The sequence below is a fragment of the Aeromicrobium sp. genome (assembly GCF_037719875.1).
Classification (GTDB): domain Bacteria; phylum Actinomycetota; class Actinomycetes; order Propionibacteriales; family Nocardioidaceae; genus Aeromicrobium.
This window is the reverse complement of record NZ_JBBJMJ010000008.1, coordinates 109,058-122,477: the sequence shown is the minus strand read 5'-3', so window position 1 is coordinate 122,477 and position 13,420 is coordinate 109,058. Positions and strand designations below refer to the sequence as shown.

Sequence of the window (13,420 nt, the reverse complement as noted above, 5' to 3'; positions counted from 1 at the left end):
GCCGAGCGCATCCTGGGCACGGGCTCGGTGACCCTCGTCGGCGGCGGTCCCGGTGACCCCGGGCTCGTCACCGTGGCCGGGCGCGAAGCGATCGAGCGTGCAGACGTCATCGTGACCGACCGACTGGCGCCCCTCGCCGCGCTCGCCTGGGCCGGGTCCGACGCCGAGATCATCGACGTCGCCAAGATCCCCGGCGGGCGGTCGACGAGCCAGGACGAGATCAACCAGCTCCTGGTCGAACATGCCAAGTCGGGACGTCACGTCGTGCGGTTCAAGGGTGGCGACAACTTCGTCTTCGGCCGCGGCAGCGAGGAGCTGCTGGCATGCCTCGAGGCAGGTGTCGAGGCACGGGTCATCCCGGGCGTCACGTCTGCGATCGCCGCGCCCGCCATGGCCGGGATCCCGGTCACCCACCGCGGCCTGACCCAGGGCTTCACGGTCATCTCCGGCCACGTCCCCCCAGGGCACAACGACAGCACACTCGACTACGCCGCGCTGGCCGCCTCCGGCACGACGATCGTGATCCTCATGGGCGTACGCACGCTGAGCGCAATCTGTGCGGCCCTCGTCGAGGGCGGGCTCGACCCCGAGACCCCTGCCGCAGTCGTCGCCGACGGCACGATGCCGAGCCAGCGGGTCGTACGCGCGACAGTCGCCACGATCGACGTGGCTGCCGCTGACCTCGGAGCGCCCGCAGTCGCGGTCATCGGACCCGTCGCCGCCATCGACGGCCTGCAGATCGGACCGGACGCGTGATCCTGTGGGTGCGACATGGCCAGTCCACCTGGAACGTCCTCGACCGGCTGCAAGGACACGAGCTCAGCCCACCCCTGACCGATCTGGGACGCGAGCAGGCGGCCGCGGCAGCCGAGTCGCTCGCGGACCGTCGCGTCGTACACATACTCAGCTCGCCGGCCGTTCGCGCCCTCGAGACTGCGACGATCATCGGCGACCGCCTCGACCTCGAGGTGCAGACCGAGCCGTTGCTGCTCGAGAAGGGCCTCGAGGAGACCATGACCTCGGTGCTCGTGCGGGTCCAGCAGATCCTCGAGCGCGACCTGCCTGACGACACCGTGGTGGTCAGCCACGGCGACACGATCGGCCTCGCGGTCGGACTGCTCAGCGGTCAGCGGCCCGAGCTCCCGGACAACGGCAGCATCACCTCGGTGGATCCCGAGACCCGACGGATCAGTGTCACGGGCCCCCCATTGACCGCCGCTGAGGGTCATCCCTAGGATGTGATCACCGAGGTCGAGGAAGCCGGTGTGAGTCCGGCGCAGTAGCGCTACTGTGACACCCGCGCCAGCGAGTGGAGCCAGACCCAGAGCCTCGGATTTCATCCATCCCTGGGACGCAATCATCCCGTCAGGAGAATCCATGTCGCAGCTCACCGCCACCCCCGAACTCGAGATTCCGTCGATTCCCGTCGCCGAGCTCGCCCCGTGGGCCGCGTTCGTCTTCCTCATCGCCGCCATCGTGCTGTTCTTCATCAGCGCCGATCAGGGCATCGTGTCGATCCCGTCAGGCAATGCCATCCACGAGTGGGTCCACGATGGACGCCACCTCCTCGGCTACCCCTGTCACTGATCCACTCCCCTCGACCGACCGGCCCCTGCGGCGGTCGGGCTGTCTGCGTACCTGAACGGACCTGCACACGATGACCCCATCCAATTTCCTGATCCGCGGCCTCCTCGCCGGCTTGCTCGCTGGCTTCATCTCCTTCGCCGTCGCCTACACGGTCGGAGAGCCCCAGGTCGAGGCGGCGATCGCCGTCGAAGAAGCCGGCTCCGCAGCAGCCTCCGCCGAGGGCACGGCCGACGACGGGCACTCTCACTCACACGCGGAGGAGGACGCCGACACCGTGGTGTCCCGCGACACCCAGTCGACCTGGGGACTCGCCACCGGGATCCTTGCCGTCAGCACCGCTATCGGCGGCGTCATCGGCCTCGTCTCCGCCTTTGCCGTGGGCCGCCTCGGACGCATGAGCCCTGGCCAGTCGACGGCTGTCATCGCCCTGATCGGATTCGTCGCGGTGTGGCTCGTCCCGTTCCTGAAGTATCCGGCCACCCCACCCGCGGTCGGCAATCCCGACACGATCGGCGACCGCACCCTCACCTATTTCGCGATGCAAGCCATCTCCCTGCTGGCTGCGATCGGGGTGGTGCTGCTGGCCCGAAGGCTGCTCGGCAACCTGGGGACCTACCGCACGCTGCTCGTGACCGGTGGCACCTACCTGCTGATCGTCATCGTGGCCGGACTCCTGCTGCCCACGGTCAACGAGATCGGCGACTTCCCTGCCGACACCCTCTGGTACTTCCGCCGGGCATCGCTGCTGACCAACGCCGCCATGTGGGGATCCCTGGGGCTGATCCTGGCGGGCCTGATCGGCAGGCTGTACGCCCAGGAGTCCCGCGCAGCCGCCCGCAAGGACCTGGCGGCAAGCCTGTGAGCGTCCCACCCCCGTCGGCTGAGGCCCGGAGCGCGGCCGCCGAACGCCTGGCTGGTCTTGCCACTCCACCGGGCGCCCTCGGCCGGCTCGGTGAGCTCTCCGTATGGGTCGCCGCCACCCAGGGTGCCGTGCCACCAGCGCCCATCAGCAACGTGCGCGCGGTCATCTTCGCCGGCGACCACGGGGTCTCCGACCATGGGGTCTCGGCGTTCCCCAAGTCCATCACCCCGGCCATGGTGCGCACCTTCCTGCGGGGCCGGGCGGGGGTCTCGGTGCTCGCGGCGCAGCACGACGTGTCCGTGCGGGTCCTGGACCTGGGGGTCGACGACGACCTCGCGGGAGTCGACGCAGCCGTGACGGCATACAAGATCCGTCGTGGCAGTGGCGCGATCCACCTCGAGGATGCGCTCTCCCCCGAGGAGACGCGTGCCGCGATCGCGGCGGGAGAGACCGTCGCGGCCGAGGAGATTGCCGCCGGGGCTCAGCTGCTGATCAGCGGCGACATGGGCATCGGCAACACCACGCCCGCCGCCGCGCTCATCGCCGCCTCCTTCGGGCTTCCGGCCGCCGAGGTCGCCGGGCGTGGGACAGGAGTCGACGAGGACGGACTCGCGCGCAAGATCTCGGTCATCCAGCAGGCGCTGGATCGCGCCGGCGATCGTTCGGCTGACCCGGTCGACACCCTGACGGCACTCGGCAGCGCCGACCTGGCTGCGTCGGCCGGCTTCATGGCCGCCGCCGCCCGCGCAGGCGTACCCGTGCTGCTCGACGGCGTCATCTCGGTGGCCGCAGGTGTCATGGCCGACCGGCTCGCACCCGGAGCCGCGGCATGGTTTGCCGCCGGTCACCGGTCGACCGAGCCGGCGCAGACCCTGGCCCTGGACAAGCTCGGTCTCGAGCCGCTCCTCGACCTCGGTATGCGCCTGGGCGAGGGCAGCGGCGCGGTCGCGGCAGTCCCGCTCATCCGGTCGGCGGCCCTGCTGCTCGCCGACGTGGCGTTGCTCGCCGACCTGTGACCCCGTGATCGACTCCTGGCGACTGGCCGCCGGCACCCTGACGGCGTGGCGTTGGCCGCCTCCGTCGGTGGTCGACGGAGTCGTCGCTGGGCGGGCCATGCTGCTCGCTCCCCTCGCCGTCGTGCCGCTGGGCCTGCTCGTCGGGCTGATCTGCTGGGGCGGTCGCGAGCTGGAGCTGGCACCACTCGCGGTCGGCTTCATCGCAGTCGGCGCACTCGCGCTCGGCAGCCGGGCGCTGCACCTGGACGGGCTCTCCGACGTCGCAGACGGACTCACCGCGTCCTACGACCCCGAGCGTTCCCTGGCAGTCATGAAAGGCGGCACTGCAGGTCCAGCCGGCGCCGCTGCTCTCGTCGTGGTGCTGGGCAGCCAGGCCGCCGCCCTGTCGGCGCTGGTGTCGGCGCCTCGCGGGCCGGTCGTCGCGGGATTGCTGGTGTGCTGCTCGCGGGCGATCCTGTCGGTGACCTGCGCGCGTGGCGTGGCGGCGGCGCGCAAGGATGGACTCGCCGTGACCTACGCCGGGACGGTCGGGCGCACGGCGACCGGGTTCGTCTGGCTGCTGGTCACCGCTCTGTGCATTGCCGCGCTCGACTGGGCCGGCCAGCCCTGGTGGCAGGGCCTCGTGGTCGCCGCGGCCGGCCTCACCGCGGGATCGGCACTGACTCGCCGCTGCGTCAGCCGGTTCGGCGGGATCACCGGCGACGTGTTCGGCGCGGCGATCGAGGTCACTCTCGCCGCGATGCTCGTGGCGGCCTGCTGAACCCACCCGCGCCAGCGGTTTACCACGGTCCCTACGCAAGCGTCGTCCGCCCGCGGCAAATTGTCCTCGGGCGGACGACGGTTGCCTAGGGAAGATCAACGGCTTGCGTAGGGACCGTGGTAAACCGTCGGTCGGATCAGAGCCTGAGCGCCCGACCCGCGATGACCAGGAGCACGTCCTCACACTCCTCGGCGACCCGCTGGTTGACCGTGCCGAGCAGATCGCGGAAGACCCGCCCCGAGCGATATTCGGGCACGACACTCATGCCGACCTCGTTGGTCACCGCGACGAACGTGCCCTGATGCTCCGAGATCGCGGCGAGGATGTCAGCGAGGCGCTCGAGCAGCACGGGCTCCCAGTCCTCGCGCACCGCGTCCCAACCGTCGAGCTCGTCGATCACCGCGGTCAGCCAGGTGCCGAGACAGTCGACCAGCACGGCTCCTTCGGACTCACGGAGCGCCATCGCCAGGTCCGTGGTCTCGACCGTAGTCCAGTGTGCGGGCCGCCGCGCGCGATGGGCCGCCACCCGGGCTGCCCATTCGGGATCAAGGTCGACGTCGGCCTCCGGTCCCGGGGCGACGTAGGTGACCACAGGTTCGGCGAGCAGCATCGACTCGGCATGGAACGACTTCCCCGAGCGCACACCGCCCGTGACCAGAACCTTCATCGCACCTCGCTACTGTCGGACTCACCTTACCGACCACAGCAGCCAGTGAAAGGTGTCCGGATGCGCGCACGGGCAGCGGGACTCGCGCTCGGCTTTGCCGCCGACCGGGTCTTCGGCGATCCGGTACGCCACCACCCCGTCGCGACCTTCGGGACCATCGCGCTCGATGTCGAGCACAGGGTCTACGGCGACGACCGGATCACCGGCGCGGCCTACGTCGCTGTGCTGGTCGGCGGCGCCGGGGCGGCCGGCCTGATGGCGGACCGACTGACCCGTGACCGACCTCTTGCTCGTACGTTCGTCACCGCCGCGACGACCTGGGCTGTGATCGGCGGACGGTCACTCGCCCGCGAGGCCGAGCACGTGCGTGTCTGGCTCGACGCCGACAACCTGCCTGCCGCCCGCGAGCAGCTGACACACCTCGTCGGCCGGGATCCGACCCACCTCGATGCCCAGGAGATCTCCCGGGCCACCGTCGAGTCCGTCGCGGAGAACACCTCGGACGCCGTCGTCGCCCCGCTGCTCGCAGGTGCCGTCGGCGGGGTCGGTGGCATGGTCGCCTATCGCGCGGTCAACACCCTCGATGCCATGGTGGGTCACCGGAACCCGCGCTATCGCGAGTTCGGCTGGGCCGCAGCACGCCTCGACGACCTGCTCAACCTCGTGCCGGCCCGCCTCTCGGCGCTCATCGCCGCGGCGTTCGCCCCCCTCGTCGGCGGCAGTCCGAGCTCGGCGCTGACGACCTGGACCCGGGACGCGCACCGGCATCCCAGTCCCAACGCCGGCCCCGTCGAGGCGGCCTTTGCCGGGGCCCTGGGCGTCCAGCTGGGCGGGACCAACACCTACGGCGATCGGGTCGAGCGCCGCCCGACCCTCGGCGACGGGCCGGTCGCGCTCCCGGCCGACATCGATCGCGCCGTACGCCTTGCCGATGCCGTCGGCCTCGGCTCTCTGGCGATCAGCGTCGCGATCGCCATCAGGCGGCCCAGGTGATCACGATCGTCACCGGCGGTACCCGCGGCATCGGCGCCGGCATCACCCGCGCCCTCGTCGCGGACGGTCACGTCGTGATCGCGTCGTATGTGCGTGACCACTCTGCCGCTGCCGCGCTCGCCGATGAGCTCGAGGCGGTGCGGGTCGTGCAAGCCGATGCCACGACCGCCGAGGGGCTCGACGCCCTGTTCAGGCCCCTCCGAAGAGCCGGGGAGCCTGCCGACATCGCGGGCGTGGTGACCTGGCTGTTCGGACCCGAGGCGTCCTACATCACCGCGACCACGATCCGGGTCACCGGCGGGATGTGACCCAGGCGGCGGCGGCCGCCGGGTCCCTGACCACCTGGACGCCGGTCGGGGCCGCGCCCCGTCGCACAATCACGACGGGGATGCCCCGCTCCTCCGCGACCTGCATCTTGGGCCACGTGTAGGTCCCACCGGAGTCCTTCGTGACGAGAACATCGACATCTGCCATCAGCTCACGCTCGCCGTCCAGCGTGTAGGGCCCCCGACTCAGCAGCAGTGTCCATCCCTCCGGCAGCCGCATGTCGGGCTCATCGACGACCCGCACCAGCGCGGACGCGTCGGTCAGGGGTCCCATGAAATGGCCGAGCGCCTGACGTCCGACGGTGAGGAACGGGCGTCGCCCCAACGTCGCCGCGAGCTCGGCGGCCGCGTCGTGGTCGTCGACCCAGTGCCATCCGTCGGCGCTCGGCGCATCTGCCCACCCCGGCCGCTCGAGCCGCAGCAGCGGAACCGCGTCAGCCGTGCAGGCGGCCAGCGCATTGGCGCTCATTCCCTGCGCAAACGGATGCGTCGCATCGATGACTGCCGAGATCCGCATCTCCATGAGATAGGACCGCAGTCCGTCCACGCCGCCGAAGCCGCCGATCTGCACGGCACCCACCGGGAGCCTGGGCCGCGCGACCCGGCCGGCGAGCGAAGACACGAAGCGTACGCCGGCACCCTGCAACAGCACGGCCAGTTCGCGGGCCTCGGCGGTGCCACCCAGCAGCAGGACTGTCATGGTCCCGGCGGGAGGACCCGCAGATCGGGCACGCCGGAGGTGGCGAGCTCCAACAAGGCGTCGACGTCGAGGTGCTTGTCGACCAGGTCACCCAACAGGTCGAGCCGGGCCTCGCGGCGCTCGGCGAAGCTCACGGTCGACGGCTCGTAGTGTCGATCGGCGAGCTTGGCGGCGACGGCGAGAAACGCGCGGCGGAATGCATCGCTCTCGAGACTGCCGTGCCACATGGTGCCGAAGACGTTGCCGGCGGTCGCGCCACCTAGGAAGTCATCCGCGGCCCCGCGGGTGATCCGGCCGTGATGGATCTCGTAGCCGGAGGCGTCGGCGCCCAGGGCCGTCCCGGTCGGCAGGCGCAGCACCTTGTCCGCACCGAAGGTCGTGCTGACGTCGAGCAGACCGAGGCCGTCCACCTGTGCGCCCGGCTCACCCTCCACCCCGTCGGGATCGGCGATTTTCTGCCCGAGCATCTGGAAGCCGCCGCAGATGCCGAGGAGCGGACGGCCCGCCGCGGCATGGTCGAGGATGACCCGATCGAGGCCGCGAGAGCGCAGCCAGGCCAGGTCCGAGATCGTGGCGCGGGTGCCGGGCAGGACGATCAGGTCGGCATCGCCGACCGCGCGGGCATCGCTGGCGAACACGACGTCGAGCCCGGGCTCGAGGCCCAGCGCATCGACGTCGGTGAAGTTGCTGATGCGTGGCAGCCGCACGACCGCGACCCGGAGCGCCGCTCCGCGGTCGAGCGCACGCCGCCCGTCCAGATCGAGGGCGTCCTCGGAGTCGAGCCAGAGATCGGGGCTCCACGGCAACACGCCGAAGACCCTGCGGCCGGTCAGCTCTTCGAGTCGGCCGAGGCCCGGCCCGAGCAATGACTGGTCGCCGCGGAACTTGTTGACCACGAACCCAGCGACCAGGCGTTGATCCTCCGGCGACAGCAGCGCCACGGTGCCGTACATCGCAGCGAAGACCCCACCACGATCGATGTCGCCAACCACGATCGTGGGCATGTCTGCATGCCGCGCCAGACCCATGTTGACGTAGTCGCCGGCCCGCAGGTTGATCTCGGTCGGGCTGCCGGCGCCCTCAGCCACGACCAGGTCAAACCTGGAGGCGAGGTCGTCGTATGCCGCGTGGGCCGCCTCCGCCAGGTGGGTCCGGCCACCGATGAACTCAGCGGACGTGATCTCTCCGGCCGGCCGGCCCATGACCACGACATGGCTCGACCGGTCGCCGCCGGGCTTGAGCAGGACCGGGTTCATCGCTGCCTCGGGTTCTGCCCCGGCAGCAATCGCCTGGACCCACTGCGCCCGGCCGATCTCGGCAGTCGAACCGGGCGCCGCGCACACCATGGAGTTGTTGGACATGTTCTGCGCTTTGAACGGCGCGACCTTCAGTCCTCGGCGCGCAAAGGCTCGACACAGCCCCGTCGTGAGGATGCTCTTGCCGGCATCCGAGGTCGTCCCCGCGACCAGCAGGCGTCCGGTCATGAGAGCCCCCTCATGCCTTGCGCGCCGAGTTGAGCCACGGAGCCAGGAGCCTCGTGATCCACGGGAGTGCGAGATAGGTCATGACCGGAGTCATCACACCGACTGTCAGGAGCACCCGCAGCGGCAGCCACCACCCATTCGCGAAGTCCTTGGCGAGGTAGTTGGCGAGCACGCTGAGGGGGAAGAACACCAGGAAGATCGCGCACATCTGCTTCCAGCGTGGGGGCGCGGGTGCAGCGGTGCGCAGGTCCTGGACGTCGACGCTGGACGGCTCGTCGAACCATCCCTCGATGCCGGTCCGGTGCTCGCGCGACGCCTCGTCGACGAAGCCCCGCGCCGAGTCGAGCCACCAGCGGCGCTGGGCCGAGAGCTCCCATGCCTGCAGGGCCTCCTGGGAGGCAAATCGATAGAGCATGTGCCATTCGCTGGAGCCGGGAGTCGGTCGGACCCACCCCGAGCCGAGGAACCCCTCGAACCGCTCGGCCAGCTCGAATCCCGCCCGCAGCCACGCGAGCATCTGATCCTCCTGAGCGGGATCGACCCGGCGGGTGATCGAGACGGTCACGGGGATGCTCATGTAACCAGCGTAGAGCCGGCCGGGACGGTCTCCACGAGCCGTGCCTGCCGCCACTCGCTCAGGGCCGCCATCGCTCATTTCGTCGCCACGTGTCGGATCCGGGTGACCGGAACTCAGCATGACCGTCGGCCGGCGACATCCGGACGGCCCAGTCGTCCTGGTGGATCGTGCGGTGATGAAAGGGACAGATCAGGACGGCGTCGGTGAGTCTGGTCTCGCCACCATTGGCCCACGGGACGTTCCAGTGGTGGGCCTCGCACCACTCGGGCGGTCTGTCGCACCCCGGGAAGGTGCATCCCCCATCCCGGTTGTCCATCGCCCGACGTTGCTCGCGAGTGAACACGCGTTGCTCATGGCCGTGATCCAAGGGAAGGGACTTGCCGTTGAAGACCTGAGGGATCAGACCAAGATTGCAGGCCATCTGACGGGCCTGCCCTGCTGAGATGCGGGTGCCGGTGGACAGCGTCGCGGGCTTGATGCCGCGAATGAGCGTCTCGTGGTCGAAGCGCACCATCAATGTGGCGCCGAGACCCCCGCGGCCCGGGAGCTTGTCAGTCGGCAGATGACCGGCGAGCTCGGCGAACCCCATGCCGAGGCGAGTGCGGTGCTGCAGGTCGCGGTCGTAGACCGAGTCATCGGCAGCGGGGTGGTCGCGCAGGTGGTCACGGCGTGGTGCGGAGATCTTCTGGATCGCGGCGAGCAGCATGTCGCCCTGGGCCTCGGGCATGCGGAATCCACCGCGTACGGTCCCGTCGCCGTCGTTGACGAGCCAGAACTCCGACCGCTTCCACGCGGTCTTCTCCCGTTCACGGAGTGTCTGATTCTCGATCTGGTCGACATCGGGGGTGGGCTTGAACTGATCGGTGATCCGCATGGCCCGGTTGCGCAGATCCTTCAGCGTGAACCGCCCGGCGTCGCCGATCAGCGTGTCCTCGCAGTCCTGCTTTTGCTGCGCAGTGGTGTCGGCGGGCAGATCGTTGACGGCGCCGGCAATGATGCCGGCCTGCGCAGCACCGATGTCGCCCCGCGCCAGCGCATCACCCGTCCGCGTGGCGGACTGCAGTGTGTTGCCCATCCGGACCATCTGATCACCGGCTCTGCGGTCACCACCGAACGCACCCGCGAGCATCGCGCCGGTCGAGGTCGCGCCCTGGCTCCTGGCAAGACCCGACTCATCCAGCACCCGCGCGCCGGCCAGCTGATGTGCCTTGACCCTCGCCTCGACTCGCATCAGCCGCTCGACCAGGTCGCGCACCTGCGCCGGGATCAGGTCGTCCCACCCGGACAGCGGCATCCGGTCCAGCGCAGCCTCGATCTGCTCGACCGCAACACCCAAGGGATGCGGGAGCGGAACCAATCGGGTAACCGACACAACGAGTCCTCAAAACCATGATCGTGCTGGCGCTGAAAGGTTTGAGGACGCGGGTGCGGATTGAAACCCAACCACCGTGGTTGGCGCTGATCTCAGCATAAGCCACATTCTCCGGAGAGTCGAACATGTGTTCGAATGGTGAGACGACGAACTTCCCGTGCTGAGCCCCTGCAGGGCGAGTACCTTTTGACCATGCCCCTCAGCGACGACGTCCGCATCGCCCTCGACGGCAAATGGCGCCACGTGCGCGAGCAGTCCCGCAAGGAGCTGGCCGAGCTCGACCTGGCGTACGACCATGACCTGACGCTCGACCAGGCCCGCGCCCGGGTGCTCGAGCAGATGAAGAAGCTCGTCCCGACCGGCATCCCGGCAGCCGGGTTCCGCGTCGAGAGCGGCGGCACCGGCGACCCTGGAATGGCAGTGACCGGCATCGAGATGCTCGCGCAGTTCGACCTCTCGTTGATGGTCAAGGCCGGCGTCCAATGGGGTCTGTTCGGCGGAGCGATCGAGAACCTCGGCACCGAGCGGCACCACAAGGCGTACATCCCCGGCCTCATCAACCTCGACATCCTCGGCTGCTTCGCCATGAGCGAGACCGGGCACGGCAGCGATGTGCAGAGCCTCGAGACCACCGCGACGTTCGATCCCGCGACCGAGGAGTTCGTGATCCACTCACCGACGCCGTCGTCGCGCAAGGACTACATCGGCGGGGCCGCGACACATGCCCAGGTGGCGGCGGTGTTCGCGCAGCTCATCACCAAGGGTGAGAGCCACGGTGTGCACTGCTTCGTGGTGCCGCTGCGAGACGACGAAGGCAACGACCTGCCCGGCATCACGACGTCGGACGACTTCCACAAGGGCGGTCTTGGCGCCGTCGACAACGGCCGCATCGAGTTCGACCAGGTGCGCATCCCGCGCGAGAACCTGCTCAACAAGTACGGGCAGGTCGACCACGGCGGGACCTACTCCTCCCCGATCGAGAGCACCAACGCGCGATTCTTCACGATGCTCGGCACCTTGATCCGCGGGCGAATCAGTGTCGGCGGAGCGGCCAGCGCTGCGACCGAGGTCGCGCTCAGCATCGCCGGCCGCTACGTACTCAAGCGGCGCCAGTTCGGCCCCGAACCGGGCGATGAGATCCTCCTGATGGACTACCGGATGCACCAGCGTCGGTTGCTGCCGCTGATCGCCCGCTCGTATGCCTATCGATTCGCGCAGAACCAGCTCGTCGCCCGGATGGACCGCATCCAGGCCGCCGATGAACCGCCCCCGCCGCACCAGCAACGCGAGCTCGAGGGCCGCGCGGCCGGACTCAAGGCCGCGCAGACCTGGCACGCGACCAAGGCCATCCAGGAGGCCCGCGAGGCATGCGGCGGAGCGGGCTATCTCGCCGAGAACCGGCTCACCACTCTCAAGGGAGACACCGACGTCTTCACGACGTTCGAGGGTGACAACCATGTGCTGTTCCAGCTCGTCGCCAAGGAGCTGCTGACGTCCTACGCCCAGGAGGTCGGCGGGCTCGACCCGGTCGGGCTCGTACGCTTCGCAGCTGGCACGGTCGCCGACGTGGTCAAGGAGCGCACCGCGGCCTCGCAGCTCATCCAGCGCCTGATCGACTCGCGGCCGGGCCGGAGCGACGACGATCACGACCTGCTGGACCGCGGCACCCAGCTCAACCTCTTCGAGGACCGTGAGGAGCACGTGCTGGAGACAGCCGCACGACGCCTGCGCCGGGCGGGCGGCGCAGACCAGGCCGAGGCGTTCGCGGTCTTCAACGCGGCGCAGGACCACGTGATCCGCGCCGGGCGGGTCCACATCGAGCGCGTCGTGCTGGAGGCCTTCACGGCCGGTATCGCCCGTTGCGAAAGCCCGGAGGCCCAGGAGCTTCTGCGCGATGTGTGCTCGCTCTATGCCCTGACCTCGATCGAGGAGGACCTCGCCTGGTTCATGGGTCACAACAGGTTGGCCGACACCCGCGCCAAGACCGTCACGGCGCTGGTCAACGAGCTGCTCGAGAAGCTCCGGCCCCACACCCTGACCCTGATCGAGGGCTTCGGTGTCCCCGAGGAGTCCCTCGGCGCGGAGATGCTGGATAGTTGAGGGCCCAACTTTCATAAAACGCCCCACAGTCGCGTCTTGCCCGTGCAAGACTTCCCCGGTCGAGCAGCACCAATCGGGGGAGAATCCCACATGCGTTCCACCATCGTCAGGCGCTTCGGCGCGGCCATTTCCGTATCAGCGCTCGCTCTGAGCCTGGGGACCGTACCGTCGTCGGCCGCCGAGTCACCGCAACCATTCGGCGCAGCGTCCAAGGCCACTGAAGGCCCCCGCGACGGACGCCTCGCCACCGGCGCCGACCTGCAGGGAGCGACCAGCACGACGTCCCGCTCGAGCTCGTCCGCTGAAATCATGGCAACCGCAGCCAATGTGGTCGAGATCCCCGCGCACTCCGCCGTGGTCAACAATCCTCTATACAACTACATCGACATCGACGAGATCTGGGTGAGCGCGTCCACCAACACAGAAGTCATCGACGGATTCGAATTGAAGCTCTCGGTCGACGGCGTGAGCAGGGGGTACTTCCCGGTCTACTACGACGACATTGAGGATGTCTTGTTCGTCGAGATCCCCGACACCATCGGCCTGGGCAAGTCCCTGTTCACCGCAACCCGCGTTAACTACACCGAGGAGTCGGGACAGACACCGACCATCGATGGGACGAACAGCAACTACTTCTACGTCCGTCGCGACATCGACGAGCGTGCGACCGCCGAGTACAGCCTGTCGCCCTCTGGCTACACCAAGACGTTCAACATCAGCTCGATGGGGATCTACTCACCGTCAATCGACAGCTTCCGGGCGCTGTCCTCAATCAAGCTGCAGTACAAGACCAGCGACGGGTGGAAGACCAAGAAGACGCTCTACCCCGACGCAGATACCGGCAGCGCGTCCTACTCGTTCGGGAGGACGACCAAGTTCTACTACCGGATCATCTCGAGTCGGACCTCCACGTGGGTTGGTTTCACGAAGACGTTCCCGAAGATCTAGCACCTCAGTTCGCGATGACCCCGTCTCC

The 13,420-nt window shown here is 69.0% G+C and carries 15 protein-coding genes; 10 read left to right on the top strand and 5 right to left on the bottom strand.

What is annotated here, in order from left to right:
- Nucleotides 1–9: 9 nt before the first annotated feature.
- The 6 genes from cobA to WKF39_RS09880 all read left to right on the top strand — a co-directional run bounded on the left by cobA (nucleotide 10) and on the right by WKF39_RS09880 (nucleotide 4,225).
- Entirely contained in the window at nucleotides 10–756 is a 747-nt protein-coding gene (gene cobA, locus WKF39_RS09905; RefSeq protein ID WP_340387894.1) for a uroporphyrinogen-III C-methyltransferase, read from the top strand.
- On the top strand, nucleotides 753–1,235 hold the full coding sequence (locus WKF39_RS09900; protein ID WP_340387871.1) for a histidine phosphatase family protein: 483 nt from the start codon (nucleotides 753–755) through the stop codon (nucleotides 1,233–1,235). Before cobA ends, WKF39_RS09900 begins: the two co-directional genes overlap by 4 nt.
- 142 nt (nucleotides 1,236–1,377) lie before the next feature.
- The gene (locus WKF39_RS09895; RefSeq protein ID WP_340387869.1) at nucleotides 1,378–1,587 is read left to right on the top strand and encodes a CbtB-domain containing protein; all 210 of its coding nucleotides are present in this window, start codon (nucleotides 1,378–1,380) and stop codon (nucleotides 1,585–1,587) included.
- Between the two features lie 70 nt (nucleotides 1,588–1,657).
- Complete coding sequence (locus WKF39_RS09890; protein WP_340387867.1) at nucleotides 1,658–2,449, top strand: CbtA family protein; 792 nt, start codon at nucleotides 1,658–1,660, stop codon at nucleotides 2,447–2,449.
- On the top strand, nucleotides 2,446–3,465 hold the full coding sequence (gene cobT / locus WKF39_RS09885; protein WP_340387865.1) for a nicotinate-nucleotide--dimethylbenzimidazole phosphoribosyltransferase: 1,020 nt from the start codon (nucleotides 2,446–2,448) through the stop codon (nucleotides 3,463–3,465). Before WKF39_RS09890 ends, cobT begins: the two co-directional genes overlap by 4 nt.
- Before the next feature lie 4 nt (nucleotides 3,466–3,469).
- Nucleotides 3,470–4,225, top strand: a complete 756-nt coding sequence (locus WKF39_RS09880; RefSeq protein ID WP_340387863.1) for an adenosylcobinamide-GDP ribazoletransferase — start codon at nucleotides 3,470–3,472, stop codon at nucleotides 4,223–4,225.
- Nucleotides 4,226–4,361: 136 nt separating this feature from the next.
- Here WKF39_RS09880 and cobU read toward each other — a convergent pair whose 3' ends face one another.
- A complete protein-coding gene (gene cobU / locus WKF39_RS09875; protein WP_340387861.1) occupies nucleotides 4,362–4,892 on the bottom strand; it encodes a bifunctional adenosylcobinamide kinase/adenosylcobinamide-phosphate guanylyltransferase in 531 nt (176 codons plus the stop codon).
- Between the two features lie 60 nt (nucleotides 4,893–4,952).
- Here cobU and WKF39_RS09870 point away from each other — a divergent pair, with 60 nt between their 5' ends.
- The gene (locus WKF39_RS09870) at nucleotides 4,953–5,885 is read left to right on the top strand and encodes a cobalamin biosynthesis protein (protein ID WP_340387859.1); all 933 of its coding nucleotides are present in this window, start codon (nucleotides 4,953–4,955) and stop codon (nucleotides 5,883–5,885) included.
- Nucleotides 5,882–6,193: an SDR family oxidoreductase gene (locus WKF39_RS09865; protein WP_340387857.1), complete on the top strand. Its 312-nt coding sequence runs from the start codon at nucleotides 5,882–5,884 to the stop codon at nucleotides 6,191–6,193. Before WKF39_RS09870 ends, WKF39_RS09865 begins: the two co-directional genes overlap by 4 nt.
- On the opposite strand, the gene WKF39_RS09860 is transcribed toward WKF39_RS09865, so the two are convergent.
- Genes WKF39_RS09860 through WKF39_RS09845 form a run of 4 tightly spaced genes read right to left on the bottom strand, consistent with a single transcriptional unit; the run spans nucleotide 6,177 to nucleotide 10,344 of the window.
- Nucleotides 6,177–6,911, bottom strand: coding sequence for a cobalt-precorrin-6A reductase (locus WKF39_RS09860; protein WP_340387856.1), 735 nt, complete (start codon nucleotides 6,909–6,911; stop codon nucleotides 6,177–6,179). The genes WKF39_RS09865 and WKF39_RS09860 overlap by 17 nt on opposite strands.
- On the bottom strand, nucleotides 6,908–8,395 hold the full coding sequence (locus tag WKF39_RS09855) for a cobyric acid synthase (protein WP_340387854.1): 1,488 nt from the start codon (nucleotides 8,393–8,395) through the stop codon (nucleotides 6,908–6,910). The genes WKF39_RS09860 and WKF39_RS09855 overlap by 4 nt, the downstream gene beginning before the upstream one ends.
- Before the next feature lie 10 nt (nucleotides 8,396–8,405).
- Nucleotides 8,406–8,972, bottom strand: a complete 567-nt coding sequence (locus tag WKF39_RS09850) for an antibiotic biosynthesis monooxygenase (RefSeq protein ID WP_340387852.1) — start codon at nucleotides 8,970–8,972, stop codon at nucleotides 8,406–8,408.
- Nucleotides 8,973–9,030: 58 nt separating this feature from the next.
- The gene (locus WKF39_RS09845) at nucleotides 9,031–10,344 is read right to left on the bottom strand and encodes a DUF222 domain-containing protein (protein ID WP_340387850.1); all 1,314 of its coding nucleotides are present in this window, start codon (nucleotides 10,342–10,344) and stop codon (nucleotides 9,031–9,033) included.
- A 192-nt stretch (nucleotides 10,345–10,536) separates the two neighbouring features.
- Here WKF39_RS09845 and WKF39_RS09840 point away from each other — a divergent pair, with 192 nt between their 5' ends.
- Nucleotides 10,537–12,444, top strand: a complete 1,908-nt coding sequence (locus tag WKF39_RS09840; RefSeq protein WP_340387848.1) for an acyl-CoA dehydrogenase — start codon at nucleotides 10,537–10,539, stop codon at nucleotides 12,442–12,444.
- A gap of 90 nt (nucleotides 12,445–12,534) precedes the next feature.
- Nucleotides 12,535–13,392 carry a hypothetical protein gene (locus WKF39_RS09835; protein ID WP_340387846.1) on the top strand — a complete coding sequence of 286 codons (858 nt, stop codon included), beginning with the start codon at nucleotides 12,535–12,537 and terminating at the stop codon, nucleotides 13,390–13,392.
- Nucleotides 13,393–13,420 lie beyond the last annotated feature (28 nt).

Excerpts from the sequence above, each read along its gene's own strand:
- WKF39_RS09870 (WP_340387859.1), top strand. The coding sequence starts at position 4,953 with ATGCGCGCACGGGCAGCGGGACTCGCGCTCGGCTTTGCCGCCGACCGG.
- WKF39_RS09840 (WP_340387848.1), top strand. The coding sequence starts at position 10,537 with ATGCCCCTCAGCGACGACGTCCGCATCGCCCTCGACGGCAAATGGCGC.
- WKF39_RS09835 (WP_340387846.1), top strand. The coding sequence starts at position 12,535 with ATGCGTTCCACCATCGTCAGGCGCTTCGGCGCGGCCATTTCCGTATCA.
- WKF39_RS09890 (WP_340387867.1), top strand. The coding sequence starts at position 1,658 with ATGACCCCATCCAATTTCCTGATCCGCGGCCTCCTCGCCGGCTTGCTC.
- WKF39_RS09860 (WP_340387856.1), bottom strand. The coding sequence starts at position 6,911 with ATGACAGTCCTGCTGCTGGGTGGCACCGCCGAGGCCCGCGAACTGGCC.
- cobU (WP_340387861.1), bottom strand. The coding sequence starts at position 4,892 with ATGAAGGTTCTGGTCACGGGCGGTGTGCGCTCGGGGAAGTCGTTCCAT.
- WKF39_RS09895 (WP_340387869.1), top strand. The coding sequence starts at position 1,378 with ATGTCGCAGCTCACCGCCACCCCCGAACTCGAGATTCCGTCGATTCCC.
- WKF39_RS09850 (WP_340387852.1), bottom strand. The coding sequence starts at position 8,972 with ATGAGCATCCCCGTGACCGTCTCGATCACCCGCCGGGTCGATCCCGCT.
- WKF39_RS09855 (WP_340387854.1), bottom strand. The coding sequence starts at position 8,395 with ATGACCGGACGCCTGCTGGTCGCGGGGACGACCTCGGATGCCGGCAAG.